This is a genomic window from Streptomyces sp. NPDC014764 (genome assembly GCF_043082785.1).
Lineage (GTDB): Bacteria > Actinomycetota > Actinomycetes > Streptomycetales > Streptomycetaceae > Streptomyces > Streptomyces althioticus.
On record NZ_JBIBXY010000006.1, the window covers coordinates 14,149 to 33,566 of the forward strand.

Annotated in this window: 16 protein-coding genes; 7 read left to right on the plus strand and 9 right to left on the minus strand. The window is 72.5% G+C overall.

Going from position 1 to position 19,418, the window contains the following annotated elements; genetic code table 11:
* Positions 1-40 precede the first annotated feature (40 nt).
* Positions 41-943 (minus strand): alpha/beta hydrolase, encoded by a 903-nt coding sequence (locus ACF1AG_RS16485; RefSeq protein ID WP_359606706.1) that lies wholly within the window; start codon positions 941-943, stop codon positions 41-43.
* A gap of 299 nt (positions 944-1,242) precedes the next feature.
* On the minus strand, positions 1,243-1,608 hold the full coding sequence (locus tag ACF1AG_RS16490; protein WP_387795136.1) for a DoxX family protein: 366 nt from the start codon (positions 1,606-1,608) through the stop codon (positions 1,243-1,245).
* 60 nt (positions 1,609-1,668) lie between these two features.
* On the opposite strand from ACF1AG_RS16490, the gene ACF1AG_RS16495 reads away from it, so the two are divergent.
* Positions 1,669-2,601 carry a LysR family transcriptional regulator gene (locus tag ACF1AG_RS16495; protein ID WP_387795137.1) on the plus strand — a complete coding sequence of 311 codons (933 nt, stop codon included), beginning with the start codon at positions 1,669-1,671 and terminating at the stop codon, positions 2,599-2,601.
* Positions 2,602-2,735: 134 nt separating this feature from the next.
* Here ACF1AG_RS16495 and ACF1AG_RS16500 read toward each other — a convergent pair whose 3' ends face one another.
* Positions 2,736-2,948 carry a hypothetical protein gene (locus ACF1AG_RS16500; RefSeq protein WP_359607754.1) on the minus strand — a complete coding sequence of 71 codons (213 nt, stop codon included), beginning with the start codon at positions 2,946-2,948 and terminating at the stop codon, positions 2,736-2,738.
* A gap of 138 nt (positions 2,949-3,086) precedes the next feature.
* On the opposite strand from ACF1AG_RS16500, the gene ACF1AG_RS16505 reads away from it, so the two are divergent.
* Positions 3,087-3,269 (plus strand): hypothetical protein, encoded by a 183-nt coding sequence (locus ACF1AG_RS16505; RefSeq protein ID WP_359750878.1) that lies wholly within the window; start codon positions 3,087-3,089, stop codon positions 3,267-3,269.
* A 112-nt stretch (positions 3,270-3,381) separates the two neighbouring features.
* On the opposite strand, the gene ACF1AG_RS16510 is transcribed toward ACF1AG_RS16505, so the two are convergent.
* From ACF1AG_RS16510 to ACF1AG_RS16520, 3 genes are all read right to left on the minus strand, one after another.
* A complete protein-coding gene (locus ACF1AG_RS16510; protein ID WP_359607750.1) occupies positions 3,382-5,106 on the minus strand; it encodes a hypothetical protein in 1,725 nt (574 codons plus the stop codon).
* A 134-nt stretch (positions 5,107-5,240) separates the two neighbouring features.
* Entirely contained in the window at positions 5,241-5,732 is a 492-nt protein-coding gene (locus ACF1AG_RS16515; protein ID WP_359607748.1) for a hypothetical protein, read from the minus strand.
* Positions 5,729-8,122, minus strand: a complete 2,394-nt coding sequence (locus ACF1AG_RS16520; RefSeq protein ID WP_359607746.1) for a nitrate reductase — start codon at positions 8,120-8,122, stop codon at positions 5,729-5,731. Before ACF1AG_RS16520 ends, ACF1AG_RS16515 begins: the two co-directional genes overlap by 4 nt.
* 232 nt (positions 8,123-8,354) lie before the next feature.
* On the opposite strand from ACF1AG_RS16520, the gene ACF1AG_RS16525 reads away from it, so the two are divergent.
* Positions 8,355-9,176, plus strand: coding sequence for an SAM-dependent methyltransferase (locus ACF1AG_RS16525; protein ID WP_359607745.1), 822 nt, complete (start codon positions 8,355-8,357; stop codon positions 9,174-9,176).
* A gap of 104 nt (positions 9,177-9,280) precedes the next feature.
* Here ACF1AG_RS16525 and ACF1AG_RS16530 read toward each other — a convergent pair whose 3' ends face one another.
* The gene (locus ACF1AG_RS16530) at positions 9,281-10,204 is read right to left on the minus strand and encodes a helix-turn-helix transcriptional regulator (protein ID WP_359608066.1); all 924 of its coding nucleotides are present in this window, start codon (positions 10,202-10,204) and stop codon (positions 9,281-9,283) included.
* Between the two features lie 206 nt (positions 10,205-10,410).
* Positions 10,411-10,644, minus strand: a complete 234-nt coding sequence (locus ACF1AG_RS16535; protein WP_102642031.1) for a DUF397 domain-containing protein — start codon at positions 10,642-10,644, stop codon at positions 10,411-10,413.
* A 173-nt stretch (positions 10,645-10,817) separates the two neighbouring features.
* Between ACF1AG_RS16535 and ACF1AG_RS16540 the strand changes: the two genes are divergently transcribed.
* The 4 genes from ACF1AG_RS16540 (at position 10,818) to ACF1AG_RS16555 (ending at position 16,850) form a co-directional block, all read left to right on the plus strand.
* A complete protein-coding gene (locus ACF1AG_RS16540; protein WP_391809932.1) occupies positions 10,818-11,369 on the plus strand; it encodes an ATP-binding protein in 552 nt (183 codons plus the stop codon).
* 29 nt (positions 11,370-11,398) lie between these two features.
* Positions 11,399-11,944, plus strand: coding sequence for a hypothetical protein (locus tag ACF1AG_RS16545; protein WP_033275207.1), 546 nt, complete (start codon positions 11,399-11,401; stop codon positions 11,942-11,944).
* A 762-nt stretch (positions 11,945-12,706) separates the two neighbouring features.
* Complete coding sequence (locus ACF1AG_RS16550; protein WP_391810057.1) at positions 12,707-15,358, plus strand: SpoIIE family protein phosphatase; 2,652 nt, start codon at positions 12,707-12,709, stop codon at positions 15,356-15,358.
* Positions 15,359-15,485: 127 nt separating this feature from the next.
* Complete coding sequence (locus ACF1AG_RS16555; protein WP_391809933.1) at positions 15,486-16,850, plus strand: FAD-dependent oxidoreductase; 1,365 nt, start codon at positions 15,486-15,488, stop codon at positions 16,848-16,850.
* A 75-nt stretch (positions 16,851-16,925) separates the two neighbouring features.
* On the opposite strand, the gene ACF1AG_RS16560 is transcribed toward ACF1AG_RS16555, so the two are convergent.
* Positions 16,926-19,298 carry a glycoside hydrolase family 65 protein gene (locus ACF1AG_RS16560; RefSeq protein ID WP_391809934.1) on the minus strand — a complete coding sequence of 791 codons (2,373 nt, stop codon included), beginning with the start codon at positions 19,296-19,298 and terminating at the stop codon, positions 16,926-16,928.
* Positions 19,299-19,418: the final 120 nt, after the last annotated feature.

A 19,418-nucleotide genomic window follows, 5' to 3' on the forward strand; every position in this document is an offset into this window, starting at 1 on the left:
GCGGCCCGCGCCGTACGCGGACCGCCACCGTTGGCTGTCGTCAGGAGGTGTGCGGGCAGTTGCCCCGCGACTCCTCGATGGTCAGGCTGGGCCGCGGCAGCGGGCAGAGGAACTGCTCGTACCGGGTGTCGTTGTCGATGAAGCGCTTCAGCCACGAAATGCTGTACTTCGCGATCGTCGTGTTCGACGTGTTCGGGGCGAAGTGGTTGGCGTTGTTGAGCTCGATGTACGCCCGGTCCAGGGAGGACGGCAGGTTGTTGTAGAACGGCTCGGCGTGGCTGGCCACGGGCGCGATGCTGTCGCCGTCGGCGCCGAAGATCAGGGTGGGGGTCCGCAGCTCGGGCCAGGTCTTGTCGAGGTTCCAGGGCGTCAGCGGGATGGCTGCCTGGAGGGACGGCCGGGTCTTGGCGGCCTCGAGGGAGCCGCCACCGCCCATGGAGTGGCCCATGACGCCCAGTCGGCTGCTGTCGACGCGGTTGCGGACGGAGCTGCGCTGGGTGAGGTAGTCCAGCGCGGCCAGCAGCTGGTCGCCGCGGGAGCCGGGCTGGTCGACGGTGGTGAGGGTGTCGATGGTGAACACCACGAAGCCCTGCGAGGCCAGGCGCGGGCCCAGCCAGGAGATTGAGGACTCGAGGGCGGTGAAACCGGGCGAGATGGCGATCGCGCCGAAGGTGCCGTCGGCGGTGGACGTCGGGTAGTAGATCGTGCCGCCGCCGAAGCCGGTCGCGATGAGACGGGACACGGAGGTCTGCGAGACGGAGTACGGGCCGCGCAGGGCCTCGATGCTGGACTCGGTGGGGGCCGGGCCGCGCTCGTAGGGGTTGTCGGCGGCGTGGGCGCCGGGGCCGGTGAGGGTGCTGAGGCCGACGACGGCGGCGAGCGCCGCGGTGAGGCCGGCCAGGCGGCCGGTCCTGCGCCTGCTGGTGTGGGGGTGCTGCTGCACGACGAGTGGTCCTCTCTGTCATGGCGGCCGCCGGGCCGGCCGGTGCACGGGGTCACTGCGTGGGCTGGGGAGCCGTGCTCGGGCCTTGGCGGCGCCTTTTGACTGGCGGTGCCACTGTCGGTGGGGAGGGGGTGGGTGGGGATCGGTGAAATCACCGGTCTTGTGGTCGGGGGTGGCTGTGCGGGGGTTCGTTCACCGCCGGGTGGTGGGGGCCTGGCGCGCAGTTCCCCGCGCCGCTGTCGACTGCGGGCCGGTGGGGGTTGAGCGCGCAGTTCCCCGCGCCCCCGGAAGGTGTTGCCTCAGGAGGAAGTTGTCAGGGCCAGCGACGCGGCTGCGGTGGCGAGGTAGAAGGCGGGGAACGCCAGGTTGTGCAGTACTCGGGCGCGTAGGTGGAAGGCGGTCGCGCCCAGGTAGAACAGGACGAGACCGCAGGCCGCGGCCACGCCGAGGGGGCGCAGTGCGCCGACGAGGACGCCGAGGAGGAGGCCCGCCGCGCCGGCCAGCTTGAGGGCGGCCAGCCAGGGGAGCCACGATCGGGGAACACCGACCTGGGCCGAGTTGGCGAGCACGAAGCGTGCCCCGGCGAGATCGGCGGCGGCGATGGCCACGTTGACGGCGGCGGTCAGCGCGGTGACGACGAGGAGGGCGAGTGGGACACCGGTCATGTCTCCAGGGTTCGCGGGCAGCTCGGCACCGTCCAATACCTGCTTCTATAACCTGGAGGCATGGATGTGGACACGCGTTTCCTCCGGTACTTCGCCGCCGTGGCGGAGGAGGGCAGCCTGACCGGGGCCGCGCAGCGGCTGTTCGTCTCGCAGCCCGCGCTGACCAAGCAGATCCGGCGCCTGGAGGACGATCTGGGCGTACGGCTCTTCGCGCGTTCCCGCTCCGGGATGGCGCTGACCGAGGCCGGCCGCGAGTTCGCCTCCCGGGTGCCCGCGCTGCTGGACGGATGGGACGAGGCGGTGCGGGCGACCGGCCGGGCGGCGCGCGTGCTGCGCCTGGGCTTCCTGGACGCGGGAGCGGCGGGGGCCGTCCCCGAGGTCATCGCCGATTTCCGTCGCGCGCGGCCGGAGTGGCGGGTGGAACTGCGGCAGTTCGACTGGTCGGACGCGAGCGCGGGCCTGGGCCGAGGGGAGGTGGACGCCGCAGTGGTGCGTCTGCCGTTCCCGGGACAGGAGAACTACACGGTGCGGGAGTTGTTCGCCGAGGAGCGTGGCGTGCTGCTGCCGGCCCGGCATCCGCTGGCGACGCGCGAGACGGTGGAATTCCACGAGCTGTGGGACGAGCCGTTCGTCGCGGCCGGGGCCGAGACCGGCGCCTGGAGGGAACACTGGCTGGGGACGGAGGAACGGGACGGCGAGCACCCTGTCCGGATCGGCGCCGTCACGAGCCGTCCCGACGAGTGGCTGGGAGCGGTGGCCGGCGGGTGCGTGGCACTGGCGCCCGCGTCGGCGGCCCGCTACCACTCCCGCCCGGATGTGGTGTTCCGGCCGGTCCACGGGCTCTCACCGTCCCGGGTGGGGCTGGCGCGGCCACGGCGGCGGAGGGACGAGGTCGTGCTGGACGCACTGTTGCGGGCCGTCTCGCGGCGGCTGAGCGGGGGCGCTCCCGAGAGGGCTGATGCCGGCGTCGAGCCGCGGACCCGTGAGGGCTGAGCGCGCAGTTTCCCGCGCCCCGGCCTGCCCTGCATGGAGGTGTCCGACCGGGGTACCCGGGCTGCTACGGTCACCGTCGGAGTCGGCGCCGACGGTGGCGGCGACGGCGCTCCGGTTTCCGGGGCGCCGTCGTTCTATGCGGCGTCGTAGACGTGGGCCCGGCCGCCGACCCACTTCACCCATGCGGCGTCGTCCAGCAGCTGTTCGCCCTCCGGGAGCCCCGCACGGCGCAGGAACTCCACGACGTCACGGTCGGAGTAGGCGAGGCCGACGATCTCTCCGCGCACGGTGACGCGCCGGCCGCCCGAGCCGAGCGGCGGGTGCACCACGATCGGAGGCTTCCTCATCCCTCCAGGGTCCGTCCGTGCCGTCGCGTATGCACGCCGGGACCGCGTGTCACCCGACTGGACCGCCGGACGAGCCGGACGGACGCCCGCCGTGCTGGTATGGAAGCGGCCTCCATGCCTACCCGGAGGGAGCTGGGAATGCACGAGATGTGGTGCGGTGCAGACACTTCGGGGGAGCCGGTCTGGCACGTTCTCACCCCGGACAAGACCTCGACGCTGTGCGGGGTGGACAAGGAGGAGGAATCGCCACGGCGCGACACGACGGACCGGCACTGCTTCACCTGCATGAAGTCGTTCCAGACCGTCGTGGCGTCCCGCTGAGAGCCACGGCCGCCCCCGCCGGCGTCGGCGGGCCCGGGCACCGTCCGGGTCCGCCGGCGCCGCTTCAGCGGCATCCGCCGGCTCCGCTTCAGTGGCATCCGCCGGCTCCGCTTCAGTGGCAGGCGGGATCCCCCGGACCGTGGGTGTGCTGCTCCGGACCGTGGGTGTGCTCCCCAGGCTCCGGGCTGTGCGTGTCCAGCCGGCAGAAGCAGGACGCCTCGATCGGTACGTCAGCCAGCGCCGCCGCCTGCCGCAGCTGCCGGGCGACGATCGCGGCCTCGCCGGTCTTGCCGGTACGCAGCAGGCACTCGTGGAAGCCGTGCAGCGCCCAGACGTTGTTCGGGTGCTGGAGCGGCCGGGGCAGGGTGTCGTCGAGGCCCAGGTCGGCACGGTAGACGGACTCCGCCTCGGCGACCCGGCCCTGTTCGAGGAGGAGCGCGCCGAGGGCGTGCCGGGTGGGCTGCATCCAGCCCCACGGCTCGTCGTACGGCAGGGTGTCGTCCCGTTCGACGGCCAGTTCGAGCGCGGCGAAGGCGGTGTCGTAGTCGCCCTTGCGGTAGGCGAGTTCGCCGTCGAGCAGCGCGGAGGCGATGGCGAGGATGTCGTGGCAGGTGTTGTTGAACAGCATCCTGCTCCCGGGCACACGGTCCACGGCCGCGCGGAACTCCTCCCGCTCGGCGTCGGCGCCGTCGATGTCACCCTTGACGCCGAGGGCGATGCCGCGGGCGTAGTGCAGCATCGCGGTCGTGACGCAGTACAGCTCGGGGTCGTCGGGGAACGGCAGCGCGAGGATGTCGTCCCAGCGGCCGAAGCGGATCAGCACGTGGAAGCGCATCGCCAGGAACGCCTCCAGCCAGTCCGCCATGGGCGGGCTCTCCACCCTGAGAAGCTTCTCGGGCACGGCGGCCTCGAGCCGGGCGGCGGCGTCCAGGGCCACCCCGGACTGTCCGGCGAACATGGCGCCGTAGATCCTGAAATGGTGGTTGTGGCAGCGGTAGAGCGTGTAGAAGTTCATCGCGCCGGCCCGCCGGAGGTACTTCTCGTCGGCGGCGATCGCGGCGGTGTTGTCCGAGACGACACGGCGGTAGTCGCCGCACAGCACCTCGAGGTGCGAGGGCATGTGGAGCAGGTGGCCGGCGTCGGGGGCGGCGCCGCGCAGCCGGTCGGCGACGGTGAGGGCGGCCTCCGGGGTCGGGGACATCTCCATGAGGTGGACGTAGAGGTGCACGACGCCGGGGTGCGTGGCGCCGGCCTCGGCGGCTAGGGCGCCGTCGAGCACCTCCTTGGCCTCCACGGTGCGGGCGCCGTCGGCGGGGCTCCCGGTCCTCAGGTCCCACAGCTGCCACGGCGTGAGGTTCATCAGCGCGTCCGCGCAGAGCGCGGCCACGTCCGGGTCCCCGGGGGCGTTCTCGTACACGGCGAGCATGCGGTCCGCGTACGACTCGTTCCATACGGAACAGTCCTCCGCGGGGCGGTCCTGCGGGTAGCGGGCGCGCAGGGCTTCGACGAGGGCGCGTTCGACCGGGGTGGCACGGGCCTCCGCCGCCCGATGGGCGCGTTCGACGGCGGCGTGGGTTCGCTCCACGGTGCGGTCGAGGTCCTCGGAGTCGAAGGCCTCCCAGGGTTTGTTGTAGTTCGGGCCGAGGGCGTACGCGATGCCCCAGTGGGCCATCGCGCAACCGGGATCGGCGTCGGCGGCCTTCTGGTAACAGGCGACCGCCTCCTCGTGGTTGAAGGCGTACGTCCACATCAGCCCGCGGTCGAACCAGAGTTGCGCCTCGGGAGAGGTCGTCGAAACGGGCCGTCCGTAGGAGCCTAGGTCGTAGTAGCCGTCCATGGTGCCCGCCTCCCGGGGGGTCCGGCCGGGCCGGCCGCCGCCCGCCGGCGGCCGACGTCCCGTGGGGACGAAACCGACGATAGCGGGGCACGGACGGTCGCGCAGGCGCGCCGCGGACCCCGTCCCGGGCCAGGTCAGACGCTCACGAGGAGCTGAGGGGACAGCACCTTGATCATCGTGTTGGTCCAGCGCATCTGCCGCAGGGTCTGGGGGTGGCAGTCCGTCGCCAGGTCGAGGAGGGCGCGGTCGCGGGTGGCCTGTGCGGTCTGGGCGAGCATCTCCCAGTGGAGGCTGTTGCGGACGGCGGCCAGGTGCAGGTCGCGCAGGTCCTCCAGGAGGAGCAGCCCGGTCTCCGGGCGTCGTCCGAGGGCCTGGGCGGCCTTCTCGCGCAGGGCTGTCAGCGCACCGGGCGCCGTGTGGTCGCGGGGGCCGGACAACTCGACGCCGTGACCGGGGCCGAGGGCGGCCAGCCGGGCCGCGTGCTCGCGGGACCAGCGGGCGACGTCGGTGGCGACGTGGTGCACCTCGTGCTCGGTGCGGTGCCGCTCGGCGACGGCGAGCAGGTCCGTCTCCAGGTCGCGCTCGCCGTCGTGGAGGGCGCGCAGGGTGATGCCGATGCCGCTCATGCCGTGCTCCCCGTGCTCGCGTCGTCCGTGTCCTGCCGTGGCGGGGTCCCGCGCCGGGCGACGAGCGTGACGCGGGCCGCCGCCGTCTTGAACAGGGGCTGTTTGGACAGCGGGTCCCAGTCCGTGATCGTGGTCTCGTTGGCGGCGCGGCCGGGGCGGCCGTCGGGCGGCCGGTGTCCCTCGGGGAGGTCCCAGTAGCCGTAGTGGAACGGCACGAACACCACGCCGTCGCGGATCGCCACGGTGCGCAGCCGGGCCCGGAGCGCGCCGCGCGGGGTGGTGACCTGGACCAGGTCCCCGTCGGCCAGGCCCTGCGTGGCCGCCTCTGCCGGGGAGATCTCCGCCCAGACGTCCGGGGCTGCGGCGTTCAGCTCGGGGGCGCGGCCGGTCTTGGTGCGGGTGTGGAAGTGGTGGACGGTCCGGCCGGTGATGAGCCGGAGCGGGTACTCCGGGGAGGCGTCCTCGTGCGGCGGGAGGTACTCGGCGGCCTTGATCACGGCCTTGCCGTCAGGGTTCAGGGAGCGGTACTCGACCGGGGTGACGGTCGCGCCGGTGACCATGTCCTTGCCGTAGCTCTCGCAGCGGTCGGGGTGGGCGTGGTCGAAGCCGTCGGTGTAGAGGCGGGCGGTGCCGTCGGGGGCGTCCTCGGTGCACGGCCACTGGATGCCGCCGTCGCGCAGCTTGTCGTAGCTGAGGCCGGTGTAGTCGCAGGGGCGGCCGGCGCTGCACCGCTGCCAGGCGGCGAAGGCGCCCTGCGGGTCGGACCAGTGGACCAGTGGGCCGCCGTCCTTGTCACGGAAGTCCATGCGGGCGGCGAAGTCGAGGAAGATGTCGAGGTCGGCGCGGGCCTCGCCGGGCGGGTCAACGGCCTTCTCGGAGAGGTGGACGGTGCGGTCGGCGTTGGTGAAGGTGCCGGTCTTCTCGCCCCAGGTCGCGGCGGGCAGGACGACGTCGGCGAGCTGGGCGGTCTCCGTGAGGAACAGGTCCTGCACCACCACGAACAGGCGTTCCTGCGCGAGGATCGAACGGATCCGGCCGAGTTCGGGCAGCGAGACGGCCGGGTTGGTGCCGGAGATCCACAGCATGCGCAGCGAGCCCTGCTCGGCGTAGCGGAACATCTGCATGGCGTGGGTGGGCGGGCCGTAGTGCGGGATGCCGTCCGGTTCGACGTTCCAGATCCCGGCCAGTTCGGCCACATGCCGGTCGTTCTGCCAGTTGCGGAAGCCGGGGAGGTCGCCGTCGGCCCCGCACTCGCGGGTGTTCTGGGCGGTGGGCTGGCCGTTCATCTGCATCAGCCCGCAGCCGGGTCGGCCGAGCATGCCGCGGATCAGGTGCAGGTTGTTGACCTGCACGGCGGCGGCGGACGCCTGGTGGGACTGGTAGACACCCTGGAGAACCGTGGAGGTGAGCCGCTTCGCGTCCCCGAGGAGGTCGGCGGCGCGTTCGATCTCGGCGGCCGGGACACCGCAGATCTCCGCGGCCCAGCGGGGGGTGCGGCGCTCGACGCCGGCGGCGAGTTCGTCGTAGCCGACGGTGTGGGCGTCGAGGTAGGCGCGGTCGATGCGGCCGGTGCGGATGATCTCGTGCAGCAGGGCGTTGAGCAGGGCGACGTTGGTACCGGGGCGCGGCGCCAGGTGAACGTCCGCGTGGCGGGCGACCGGGGTGTACCGGGGATCCACGCACAGCAGCCGGGGCGGGTCGGAGCCCTCCAGCCGGTCCAGGACGCGTGCCCAGAGCACGGTCTGCGTCTCGGCCATGTTGTGCCCGAACAGGGCGATCGTGTCGGCGTGGTCGATGTCCTCGTACGAGCCGGGCTGGCCGTCGGAGCCGAAGGTCTCCTTGAGGGCCTCGGCGGCGGTCGCGGTGCACAGCCGGGTGTTGCCGTCGAGGTGGTTGGTGCGGACGCCGGCGTGGGCGAGGACGGCAAGGGTGTAGTACTCCTCCAGGAACAGCTGCCCGCTCGTGTAGAAGCCGACGGATCCGGGGCCGCGGTCGTCGAGCAGGGTGCGCGTGCGGGAGACCACGCGGTCCATGGCGGTGTCCCAGTCGGTCTCGACCAGGCGGCCGCCCTCCCGGACGAGGGGGCGGGTGAGGCGGTCCGGGGAGTGGTTGGCCTGCCAGCCGTAGAGGTCCTTGGGACCGAGCCGGCCGCGGTTGACCCGGTCGGCGGCACGGCCCCGGACGCCCACGATGCGTCCGCCGCGCACGGCGATGTCCATCGCGTCGCCGTTGGAGTGCAGGATCGAGGCGGACGGCACCCACCGCTCGACGTCCTCCTCCGTCACCCCGTCCGCGAGGTGCAGGTCGGTGCGGACCGGCCAGGGGTCGCCGGGAGCGTACGGGGTGCGTGCGCCCCAGGGGTTGGTGATCCGGTCCGGCGGGCCGTGCATGGTGGTCCGACCTCCTCGGTGCGGGGATACCGCGGAGGCGGGTACCCGCCCTCCACGGGTCACACCATCACACCGCGCACACGCCACGCCACTCAACGTGACAGCCTGACACTCCTTCACCATTCCTTCGGGGTCATGTTCGCCGACGGGCTGGCAAGGGCCGTACGGCCCTCCCTAGGATGTATTTCCTGTCCAGCCAGTCCAGTTGGCGCGGCACTCCGCAGGGGGAACGATGCATTCCGGTAAGCAGCTGTCCACCGAGATCGACGCGACCGTGCCGACGGCCGCGCGGATGTACGACTACTACCTCGGCGGCAAGGACAACTACGCTGCTGACCGTGCCGCGGTCGAGGAGCTCGACAAGGTGGTGCCGAGCACCCGCCGCCTGGCCCTGAACAACCGCCGTTTCCTGCAGCGCGTGGTCCGCACGCTCACCCAGGAGTACGGCATCCGCCAGTACCTGGACCACGGCTCCGGCCTGCCCACGCAGGACAACGTGCACCAGGTGGCGCAGCGCATCGACCCCACCACCCACGTCGTGTACGCCGACAACGACCCGATGGTGCTGGTGCACGGACGGGCCCTCCTGGAGCAGGACGAGCGCACGGTGGTCATCCAGGCGGACATGCGTGACACCGACGGGATATTCGGCCACCCCGAGACCCAGCGGCTGATCAACTTCGACGAGCCGGTGTGCGTGCTGTTCAACTCCGTCTTCCACTGCATCCCGGACAGCGACACCGACGGTCCGCTGGCCGTCGCCAAGCGGGTGCGGGAGCGGCTTGCGCCGGGCAGCTTCATGGTGATGTGCCAGCTGGTCAGCGAGGACCCGAAGGTCCGCGAGTTCGTCACCGACTTCATGGACCAGGCGACCCAGGGGCACTGGGGCCGGGTCCGCACGGAGAAGGACGTCGAGGTCCTCTTCGAGGGATTGGAGATCCTGGAGCCGGGTCTGGTGGAGGTGTCCACCTGGCGTCCGGACACCGAGGTGGCTCCCCGTCAGCTCACGCAGGAGTGGATCGAGTTCGGCGGCGTGGGCCGGCTTCCCTCGTAACCGTCCACGAACGGCCGACGCCCCTCCCGGGTCCCGGGAGGGGCGTCGGCCGTTCCTGGTCCCGGGAAGTCGCGCTGGACGGGACCAGGGAAAGCCGTGCCGGCTCAGGAGGAGAGCGCGTAGCGTTCGTCGATCGTGCGGCGCAGCATCTCGACGGACTCGCGGGGCGTGAGCGCCTCGTCGGCGAGACGGTCGAGCACGATCCGGTACTCCTCGGTCTCGTCGCGGTCCTCGAGGAAGTTGGCGCTTCTGATGTGCTCCAGGTAGACCACGTCGGGCAGGTCGAGTCCGCCGAAGCGCAGATAGGTCACCGGGATGGCGGGGGCCGAGGCGTTGGTGACGCCCAACGGGACGATCTGCAGGGTGACGTTGGGCCGCTCGGCCATCTGCGCCAGGTGCTCGAGCTGGTCGCGCATCACGGTGCGGTCGCCGAGGACGCGCAGCAGGACCGACTCGTCGATGACGGCCCACAGCTGCGGGGCGTCCTCGCGGAGCAGCAGCTGGGCACGTCGCATGCGCAGTTCGACCCGGCGCTGCACCTCGCTCGCCGGGGCGTTGGGCAGTCCGCGTTCGACGACCGCGCGGGTGTAGTCGGCGCTCTGCAGCAGCCCGGGGACGTACTGGATCTCGAACGTACGGATGGTGGCGGCCGCCTCCTGGAGTCCGACCAGGCGGTCGAACCACTCGGGCATCAGCCGCTTGTCGTACCGCTGCCACCAGCCTGGCTCGCCGGCCCTCCGGAGCAGCTTGAGGAGGACGGAGGCCTCGTAGTCGTCGGTGCCGTAGAGCTCGAGCAGCGCCCGGACGTCGGTCTCGGTCGGCGGGCGGCGGCCCTTGCCGGACTCGATGCGGGACAGCTTGGCCCCGCTGAAGCCGACGGAGCGGGCCGCCTGGTCCTGGGACAGTCCGGCGTCCTCGCGGAAACCGGCCAGCTGCACGCCCACCAGCATCTTCAGCAGGGTCGGCGCGGGCTCGGGCCTGTCCAGGTAGGGTTCCAGACGGGAGATACGATGCGACGCGGCGGACATCCTGACTCCCAGCAGACCGACACAAGGGCGATTCACACTATCGCACCTGACGCCGCCTCACCGCACCCGGATGCGAAATGCCGATCAAATTGGGGCAGTTGGGCTCCGCTTCACCGGCGCCGGTACACACAGGGTCCGGCACCGGCCGCCCGGCGGGCGCGGTGGCCGGCGGGCGCGGTGGCCCTCCATCGGACGAGGTGGCCCCGTCACCCGACCAGGTGGTCGAACTCGCCGTCCTTGGCGCCCGCCAGGAAGGCGGCCAGCTCGGCGGCGGTGTACACCAGGGCCGGGCCGTCGGGGTCGCGGGAGTTGCGCATCGCGACGTCACCGCCGGACAGCGGCGCGACCTCGACACAGTTGCCCTCGGCGTTGCTGTGCCGGCTCTTGATCCAGCGGGCGTCCAACTGGCTGGCCCGCACTCCGTTCCGCACTCCAGGCACCCCTGTCTCCTTGCTGTGGATCTTGTCCCGCCCCGTGCGGCCCTGCCGTACTTGGCGAAAATTCTCGCGCAATTTCCCGTGCAATTGCACGGGAGCGCTGACAGCGTGGATAATAGCCGTGGCGTCAACCCCCCTGGGAGCGCCCCGTCCTGACGTCGCATCGAGGAGATGCCGTGTCATCACCTGTGCACCTGACGCTCCGGCCGACGGCCTCGGCCGTCTTACCGGCAGGTGGTGGCGGCGCCGCTTCGTTCGGCCCGCTGCCCGCGGTGCCGCACGAGGACGGGTCGCCACTGCAGACGGTGCCCGCCGCCGCCCCCCACGCGGCGGTGAGCATCGCCTGCAGCCGGGAGGGCCTCGCGCGAGCGCGGTCCTTCACCCGCCACACCCTCGGGGAGTGGTCGCTGCACCGGTGCGGCGACGACGCCGCCTTGGTCATGACCGAGCTGGCCGCCAACGCCGTACTGCACGCGGCTTCGCGCTGCCCGGGTGAGCCGGACGTACGGCTGGGGTTCCGTCTGGAGCCGGCGCACCTGCTGCTCACGGTCACCGACCCGGACGACCGCCCGCCCGTGCGCCGGCCTCGCGGCGGCGACGCCGACCTGGAGGAGCACGGCCGGGGGCTGAGCATCGTCGACGCCCTGTCGGACGCTTGGGGCTGGTTCCCCGCCGTCCCGGCAGGCAAGACGGTGTGGGCCCGGTTGTCCACCCGCCCGCCCACCTGACACGACTGCCGCGGAAAGGCACCCACGCCATGCGCAGCGCTTCTACGGAACAGCCGAGCAGCGAGCGCCCAGTGCGCCACACGTCCCCCACCGGAGTGGCCCGGTCCACACCCCTCACGGCCCTGTCCCAGGTGCCGTGGGCCGACATGCAGGACTCCACCGGATCGGCGGCCGCCATTCCCCTGCTGCTCAACGGGATCGCCTGGGGTGACGCCGACACCGCCCGGGCCGCCCTCGAGGATCTGCGGAAACGGATCTGCCAGTACGGCTTCGTCACGGAGCAGGCCACCGCCGCGACGGTGCCGTTCCTCTGGGAGCTGGCCCAGCTGCCCCACGTCACCGTGCGGGCGGGGATCATCCAGTTGCTCAAGGCCATCGCCGACGCCCGGCAGTGGGAGAGCACCGCGGCCGCGTACCCCAAGCTGCTCAACCGCCGTGAGAACCCCGTGGTGTGGGAGCGGGCCGCCCGGCAGGCCGTGCGCGCCCGCCGCGGCGAGCTGAACCGGCTGCTGTCGGAGCCGGACACGGAGATCGCGCGCGCCAGCACGGAGCTGGCACGGGCGCTGGCCGACTGAGCGCCGTCGGGCGCGGCCGGGTTCTCGAGGGCCCTGTCCTCCCCTGCCCGGGGCGACGGGATGCATCACCACGGGCCCGCACACTCCGGGACGCCCCCGCACGGGGCGGGCCCGGTCAAGAAGACGCGCGACTGCTCGGGGGACGAGTCGCGCGTCGGGGGGAGGGTCGCGCGCGGCCGAGGGGGAAGGCCGCGCGCGACCCGCTTATGTATGTGAAGCACACCTTTTCGCGCCCTGCGTCCGGGGCACCTCACTGCTTCCCGCGCCGGTGCGGACGTGCGCCCTTCCAGGGGCGCCGGGAACTGCGCGACCGGCCCCGACGGCGACGCAGCCGCCCCTTCACCGCAGGCGGCGGCCTCGTGGTCGGGCGCGAGAAACATCGGTGCGAGAGCGGGTGCCGCGCCATCGGGGTTGATCGCGCAGTTTCCCCGCCCTCTGGAAGGCGCACTCGGCTGACCCGCGCTTCAGAGCGCCCCTCGGTGCCCCGTGCGCCTGGCGCACTGGAGCGAACGGCAGGTTCAAGTCACCCCCGCGCGCGGGTGCGCCCCGAGGCGCGTCAGCCTGCCCCCTCGCCGCAGAGGGGCGCCCCCTTCCGAGCCCTCGCGGCAGCGGCCTACCCTCGCCTCGATTGGCCCGGCAGTGTAGACATGGCACATGGTCCGACTCATGGGTCGATCCCGGACCCGGTCGCCCCAGCGGGCGGGCGCGGCCGCTTCGGTGCGGCGCCGGCGGCAGGAGAGCGGCCGTTCCGGGTGGCATCCGATGGCGGGGCTGCGGTCGGTGCTGAGCGGGCGCAGCGTCGCCGGACAGGTGTTCCTCCTGCTCCTGGTGATGGTGCTGCTGCTGGTCGTCGCGGCCGTCGTCGCGCTGGTGCTGCAGGTGCAGCGGGACAGCAGCCAGGAGGCCCGCAACCGCTCCCTCGCCGTCGCCGAGACCTTCGCCAACGCCCCCGGCACGATCGAGGCGCTGGAGTCGCCCGACCCCACGGCCGTGCTCCAGCCGCGCGCCGAGGCCGCCCGTGAGCGGTCGCACGTCGACTTCGTCGTGGTGATGAACACCGACGGCATCCGCTACACGCACCCCCGGCCCGACCGCATCGGCAAGCAGTTCGTCGGCACCCTCGAGCCCGCGCTGGCGGGCGAGCCGGTCGTGGAGGAGATCGACGGGACCATCGGGCGGCTCGTGCAGGCCGTGGTGCCGGTGGAGGAACCGGACGGCGAGGTGGTCGGCCTGGTGTCGGCCGGCATCACGCTGGAGAACGTCGGCGGGGCGGCCGAGGCGGAGCTGCCGCTGGTGCTGGGCGCGGCCGCCGCCGCGCTGGCCCTGGCGACCGGCGGCGCGGCCCTGATCAGCAGACGTCTGCGGCACCAGACCCACGGCCTGGGCCCGCACGAGATGACCCGGATGTACGAACACCACGACGCCGTGCTGCACGCGGTGCGCGAGGGCGTGATGATCCTCGACGACGACGGCACCCTGCTGCTCGCCAACGACGAGGCGCGCCGTCTGTTCAGCCTCCCCGAGGACGCCGAGGGCCGGCACGTGCGGGATCTGGGTCTGGATCCGGCCACGACGGAGTTGCTGTCCTCGGGCCGCACGGCCACGGACGAGGTGCTTCCGGTGGGCGACCGGCTGCTCGCGGTCAACCAGCGGCCCACCGACCCGGCGGGACGGCACCGGGGCAGCGTCACCAGCGTCCGTGACACCACGGAGCTGCGGGCGCTGTCCGGCCGGGCCGAGGAGTCCCGCGAACGGCTCAACATGCTCTACGACGCGGGCGTGGGCATCGGCACCAGCCTGGACGTGGCGCGGACCGCGCAGGAGCTGTCCGACCTGGCCGTGCCCCGGTTCGCCGACTTCGTCACCGTGGACCTGTTCGAGCCGGTGCTGGCGGGCGGGCAGCCGGACGCGGCCGCCGCGCTGCGCCGCACGGCCCGGACCGGCGTCGACGAGATCGCCCCCCTCTATCCGCGGGACCACCAGATCCGGTTCGTGGAGTCGTCCCCGCAGGGCCGGAGCCTGGCCACCGGCCGCGTGGTCCTGGAGCCACGGCTCGACGAGGCGCCGGGCTGGCAGGCGCAGGACAAGGAGCGCTCCGCCCAGGTCGTCGAGTACGGCATCCACTCGCTGATCACGGTGCCGCTGCGGGCAGGTTCCCTGACCCTGGGCGTGGTCAGCTTCTGGCGTTCGCGCAAGCCGGAGCCGTTCGACGAGGAGGAGCTGGCGCTCGCGGAGGAGCTGGTGGCACGGGCCGCGGTGTCCATCGACAACGCCCGCCGCTACACGCGCGAGCACAGCATGGCGGTGACGCTGCAGCGCAGCCTGCTGCCGCGCACGCTGCCCGAGCAGAACGCGCTGGAGATCGCCTACCGCTATCTGCCGGCGCAGGCCGGGGTGGGCGGCGACTGGTTCGACGTGCTGCCGCTGTCCGGCGCCCGGGTGGCGCTGGTGGTCGGCGACGTCGTCGGGCACGGTCTGCACGCGGCGGCCACCATGGGCCGGCTGCGCACGGCGGTGCACAACTTCTCCGCGCTGGACCTGCCGCCGGGCGAGCTGCTCGCCCTGCTGGACGAGCTGGTCGGCCGGATCGACCAGGACGAGGCGCAGGACGAGCACGTCGCCCCGGTCATCGGGGCGACCTGTCTGTACGCGGTGTACGACCCGGTGTCGCGGCGCTGCGCGGTGGCGCGCGCGGGTCACCCGCCGCCGGCGCTGGTCCGGCCGGACGGGCGTGTGGAGTTCCCGGACGTGCCCGCGGGTCCCCCGCTGGGCCTGGGCGGGCTGCCGTTCGAGTCGGCGGAGCTGGAGCTGCCGGAGGGCAGCAGGCTGGTGCTGTACACCGACGGGCTGGTCGAGGACCGCGAGCACGACATCGACGTCGGTCTGGAGCGGCTGCGGGAGGCGCTGGCGGGCGCCGGGGGGTCCCCGGAGGAGACCTGCCGGGCCGTGCTGGACTCGCGGCGTCCCGGGAGGGCCGCCGACGACGTCGCGCTGATCGTGGCGCGGACCCGGGCGCTGTCCGCCGACCGGATCGCCGAGTGGCCGGTACCGCCGGACCCGGCGGCGGTGGGAGAGCTGCGGGCGGCGGTGACGCGGAAGCTCGCCGAGTGGGGTCTCGACGAGCTGACGTTCGGCACGGAGCTGATCCTCAGCGAGCTGGTGACCAACGCGATGCGGCACGGCGGGGCCCCCATCCAGGTGCGGATGCTGTACGAACGTCATCTGATCTGCGAGGTCTACGACAGCAGCAGCACCGCCCCGCATCTGCGGTACGCGACCATGACGGACGAGGGCGGGCGTGGGTTGTTCCTGGTGGCGCAGCTCGCCGAGCGCTGGGGCACCCGCTATCTGCCCGCCGGCAAGGTGATCTGGGCGGAGCAGAACCTTCCGGAGACGCCTGGCGCCATGTCATAAGATCCCCTCGGGACATGGCATAAGGTCGGCTTATGGGTCCATAGGCCGGACCCGCGTACCAGGTAAGGCAAGCCTGAGTTTAGGCTTCCCCACGAGACGCTTGTCATCGCTCGAAGGGAACCTGACCATGCCCCGCCCCCTGCGGGTAGCCATCGTCGGATCCGGCCCCGCCGGGATCTACGCCGCCGACGCCCTGCTCAAGTCCGACGTGGCCGCCGGCCCTGGCGTGTCCATCGACATCTTCGAGCGGATGCCTGCGCCGTTCGGACTGATCCGCTACGGCGTCGCCCCCGACCACCCGCGGATCAAGGGCATCATCACGGCCCTCCACCAGGTGCTCGACAAGCCGCAGATCCGGCTCTTCGGCAACGTGGACTACGGCACCGACCTGCACCTGGACGACCTCCGCGCCTTCTACGACGGCGTGATCTTCGCCACCGGCGCCATGGCCGACCGCGCGCTGCCGATCCCGGGCATCGACCTCGACGGCTCGTACGGCGCCGCGGACTTCGTGTCCTGGTACGACGGACACCCGGACGTGCCCCGCACCTGGCCGCTGGAGGCGGAGAAGGTCGCGGTGCTCGGCGTCGGCAACGTCGCCCTGGACGTGGCGCGCATCCTCGCCAAGACGGCCGACGAGCTGCTGCCCACGGAGATCCCGCCGAACGTCCACGAGGGCCTCAAGGCGAACAAGGCGATGGAGATCCACGTCTTCGGCCGCCGCGGCCCCGCGCAGGCCAAGTTCAGCCCGATGGAGCTGCGGGAGCTGGACCACTCCCCCAGCATCGAGGTGATCGTCGACCCCGAGGACATCGACTACGACGACGGTTCGATCGCCACCCGGCGCGGCAACAAGCAGGCCGACATGGTCGCCAAGACTCTGGAGAACTGGGCGATCCGCGACGTCGGCGACCGCCCGCACAAGCTGTTCCTGCACTTCTTCGAGTCGCCCACCGAGATCCTCGGCGAGGACGGCAAGGTCGTGGGCCTGCGCACGGAGCGCACCGCCCTCGACGGCACCGGCAACGTCAAGGGCACCGGCGAGTTCAAGGACTGGGACGTCACCGCGGTGTACCGCGCGGTCGGCTACCTCTCCGACAAGCTGCCCAAGCTGCCCTGGGACATCGACTCGGGCACGGTTCCGGACGAGGGCGGCCGGGTCGTCCAGGAGACCGGCGATCACCTGTCGTCGACGTACGTCACCGGCTGGATCCGGCGCGGTCCCGTGGGCCTGATCGGGCACACCAAGGGCGATGCCAACGAGACGGTGGCCAACCTGCTGGACGACTACAAGAACGACCGGCTCGGCACCCCGGGCTCCCCGGACCCCGAGGCCGTGGACGCGTTCCTGGCCGAGCGCGGCGTCCGCTACACCACGTGGGACGGCTGGTACCGCCTGGACGCGGCGGAGAAGGCGCTGGGCGAGCCGCAGGGCCGCGCGCGCGTGAAGATCGTCGAGCGCGAGGACATGCTCCGCGAGAGCGGCGCCTGACATCCGCGGCCCCGGAATGGGGCCGTCCGCCGGGCGTCCGGCCGGTACTCCGTACCGGCCGGACGCCCGGCGTCGTCATTCCAGCAGGGTGAGCCGGGCCGTCTCCCCCGGGTCCACGCGCACCGCGCGGTGTCCGGGCAGGTGCACCTCGATCGGGTAGCGGCCGGCGGAAGGCACGGTGATCTCCACCGACCCGCTCTCCAGCCGCAGCCGCACGCCCCAGTGGCCGTGGTAGCGGACGGTGATGCCGTAGGAGGACAGCTCCGGCAGCGGCACGGGGTCGAGCCACAGGGCCCCGCCGCGGGTCTCCAGGCCCGTCAGGCCGCGCTGCACCAGGTCGAGGGTGCCCGCCATGGCCCCGAGGTGGATGCCCTCTCCCGTGGTGCCGCCCTGGATGTCGGCGATGTCCGACTGGAGGGCCTCCTGGCAGAACTTCCAGGCGTCCCTGCGGCGCGCCCGGGCCAGGACCCAGCCGTGCACCAGGCCGCTCAGGGTGGAGCCGTGGCTGGTGCGGTGCAGGTAGTAGTCCACCGTGCGCCGCCAGGTCCGCTCGTCCAGGCTCAGCCCCAGACGCCGGAACACGCCCTGGAGTTCGGACGGTGAGAACAGGTAGCCGAGCATGAGGACGTCCGCCTGCTTGGACGCCTGGTAGCGGTTGACGGTGTCGCCCTCGGCCTCCAGGAGCCGGTCGAGCCGCCTGATGTCCCCGTACCGGCGCCGGTAGCCCCGCCAGTCCAGCTCTGCGAGGCCGCCGTACCCCTCGAACTGGCTGACGACGCCGTCGTGGAAGGGGACGTGCAGGGTGCGGGAGACGTGGTCCCAGTGGTCGAGTTCCGCCTCGTCGAGGCCGGTGCGCTCGGCCAGTTCACGGCGGCGCGGTTCGGGCAGGTGGCGCAGCACCTCCAGGGTGCGGGCCAGCACCCAGGCGGCGGTGACGTTGGTGTAGGCGTTGTCGTCGAGGCCCGGGCGGTCCGCCTCCGGGTAGGCGTCGTGGTACTCGTCGGGGCCCAGCACGCCCTTGATGCGGTAGCGGCCCAGCCGGTCGTCGAAGGAGGCGGAGCCGGCCCAGAAGCGGGAGATCTGCAGCAGCATCTCGGCGCCCTTGGTGTGCAGGAACTCCTCGTCGCCCGCGGCCTCGCAGTACTGCCACACGTTGTAGGCGATCGCCGAGCCCACGTGGTGCTGGAGGTGGGAGTGGTCGGGCAGCCAGCGGCCCGACCGCGGGTTGAGGTGCAGCTGCTGGGTCTCCTCACGGCCGTCGCTGCCGGACTGCCACGGGTACATCGCGCCGCGCCGCCCGGCGTCGTGCGCCGCCGTCCGGGCGCGTTCCAGGCGTCGGTACCGGTAGTGCAGCAGCGCCCGGGAGACCTCCGGGAAGTGCAGGTTCAGGTACGGCAGGACGAACAGCTCGTCCCAGAACACGTGCCCCCGGTACGCCTCACCGTGCAGGCCGCGGGCCGGCACCCCCACGTCCAGGTCGGCGGTGTGCGGGGAGAGGGTCTGCAGGACGTGGAAGAGGTGCAGCCGCAGGATGCGCCCCACATCGTCGGGCACGTCCGGCTCCGCCCGCCGCCACAGCTGCTGCCAGGCCGCCATATGGGGCGCCAGCAGCTCGTCGAAGGGGGCTGCCCGGTGCACCCGGTCGACGGCGGCGTGCAGCGGGTCGCTGATCGCCGGGTCGCGTGAGGTGTGCAGAGCGACGACCTTGTCGACGGTCAGGGTGGTTCCGTCCGTCAGGTCCAGCCGGGTCGTCTGCACCGCGCGGGGCAGCTCGTGGCGGACGGTGACGGACGCGGGCGAGGTCAGCCGGGCGGCGTAGGCGACCCTGATGTCGGAGGTCCGGGTGCGGCAGTGCAGCCATACGGCGTCCTGCTGCGAGGTGCCGGTGACCACGTGGGTGAGGTGGCGGCCGTCCAGGTCGGCGTAGCGAGGCACCCCGGAGTTGGTGACGCCGCCGTCGAGGGCCGCCTCGACCTCGAGCGGCCCGGAGAACCCTTCGGCTGTGAACTCGGTGCGCAGACCCGCGAGGTGAGGGTCCGCCATGTGGACGAACCGCAGCTGCCGCACCAGGAGCGCGCCGTCCGCCCCGAGTCCGAACCGCGTCCGGCGCTCCATCAGGCCGGAGGACAGGTGCAGGGTGACGGCGTGGTCGAGGACGGGCGTGGTGTCGGGGGTGAGCCAGCTGCCGCCGGGCCTGCGGAAACGCAGGGGCAGCCAGTTGGGCAGGTTGACGACGTCCTCGTTCTCCACCTGACGGCCGCCGACCGAGGAGACGAGCCGGTTGTAGACGCCTGCCGCGTAGGTGCCGGGGTAGTGCACGGTGTCGGTGGCGCACTCCGCGAGGACGCCACGGGTGGCGAAGTACCCGTTACCGAGGGTGCACAGCGATTCCCGCAGGCGCTCGTCGGCGGGTTCGTAGCCCTCGTACTGCCAGGTCCAGCCCGTCACTTCGCCGCTCCTCCCGCCGACGACCGCCGCGCACGCGGCCGTGCGGCCCGTACGAGAGCGCCGGGGGCCGTCAGCGGCCCGGCCCGGCGCCGTCACCGGCGGCGAGTCCTCCCGGCGGCG

What these genes read in the sequence shown, in the direction of transcription:
- ACF1AG_RS16490 (WP_387795136.1), bottom strand. Translation starts at nt 1,608, where the DNA reads ATGACCGGTGTCCCACTCGCCCTCCTCGTCGTCACCGCGCTGACCGCC.
- ACF1AG_RS16495 (WP_387795137.1), top strand. Translation starts at nt 1,669, where the DNA reads ATGGATGTGGACACGCGTTTCCTCCGGTACTTCGCCGCCGTGGCGGAG.
- ACF1AG_RS16500 (WP_359607754.1), bottom strand. Translation starts at nt 2,948, where the DNA reads ATGAGGAAGCCTCCGATCGTGGTGCACCCGCCGCTCGGCTCGGGCGGC.
- ACF1AG_RS16505 (WP_359750878.1), top strand. Translation starts at nt 3,087, where the DNA reads ATGCACGAGATGTGGTGCGGTGCAGACACTTCGGGGGAGCCGGTCTGG.
- ACF1AG_RS16510 (WP_359607750.1), bottom strand. Translation starts at nt 5,106, where the DNA reads ATGGACGGCTACTACGACCTAGGCTCCTACGGACGGCCCGTTTCGACG.
- ACF1AG_RS16515 (WP_359607748.1), bottom strand. Translation starts at nt 5,732, where the DNA reads ATGAGCGGCATCGGCATCACCCTGCGCGCCCTCCACGACGGCGAGCGC.
- ACF1AG_RS16520 (WP_359607746.1), bottom strand. Translation starts at nt 8,122, where the DNA reads ATGCACGGCCCGCCGGACCGGATCACCAACCCCTGGGGCGCACGCACC.
- ACF1AG_RS16525 (WP_359607745.1), top strand. Translation starts at nt 8,355, where the DNA reads ATGCATTCCGGTAAGCAGCTGTCCACCGAGATCGACGCGACCGTGCCG.
- ACF1AG_RS16530 (WP_359608066.1), bottom strand. Translation starts at nt 10,204, where the DNA reads ATGTCCGCCGCGTCGCATCGTATCTCCCGTCTGGAACCCTACCTGGAC.
- ACF1AG_RS16545 (WP_033275207.1), top strand. Translation starts at nt 11,399, where the DNA reads ATGCGCAGCGCTTCTACGGAACAGCCGAGCAGCGAGCGCCCAGTGCGC.
- ACF1AG_RS16550 (WP_391810057.1), top strand. Translation starts at nt 12,707, where the DNA reads ATGGCGGGGCTGCGGTCGGTGCTGAGCGGGCGCAGCGTCGCCGGACAG.
- ACF1AG_RS16555 (WP_391809933.1), top strand. Translation starts at nt 15,486, where the DNA reads ATGCCCCGCCCCCTGCGGGTAGCCATCGTCGGATCCGGCCCCGCCGGG.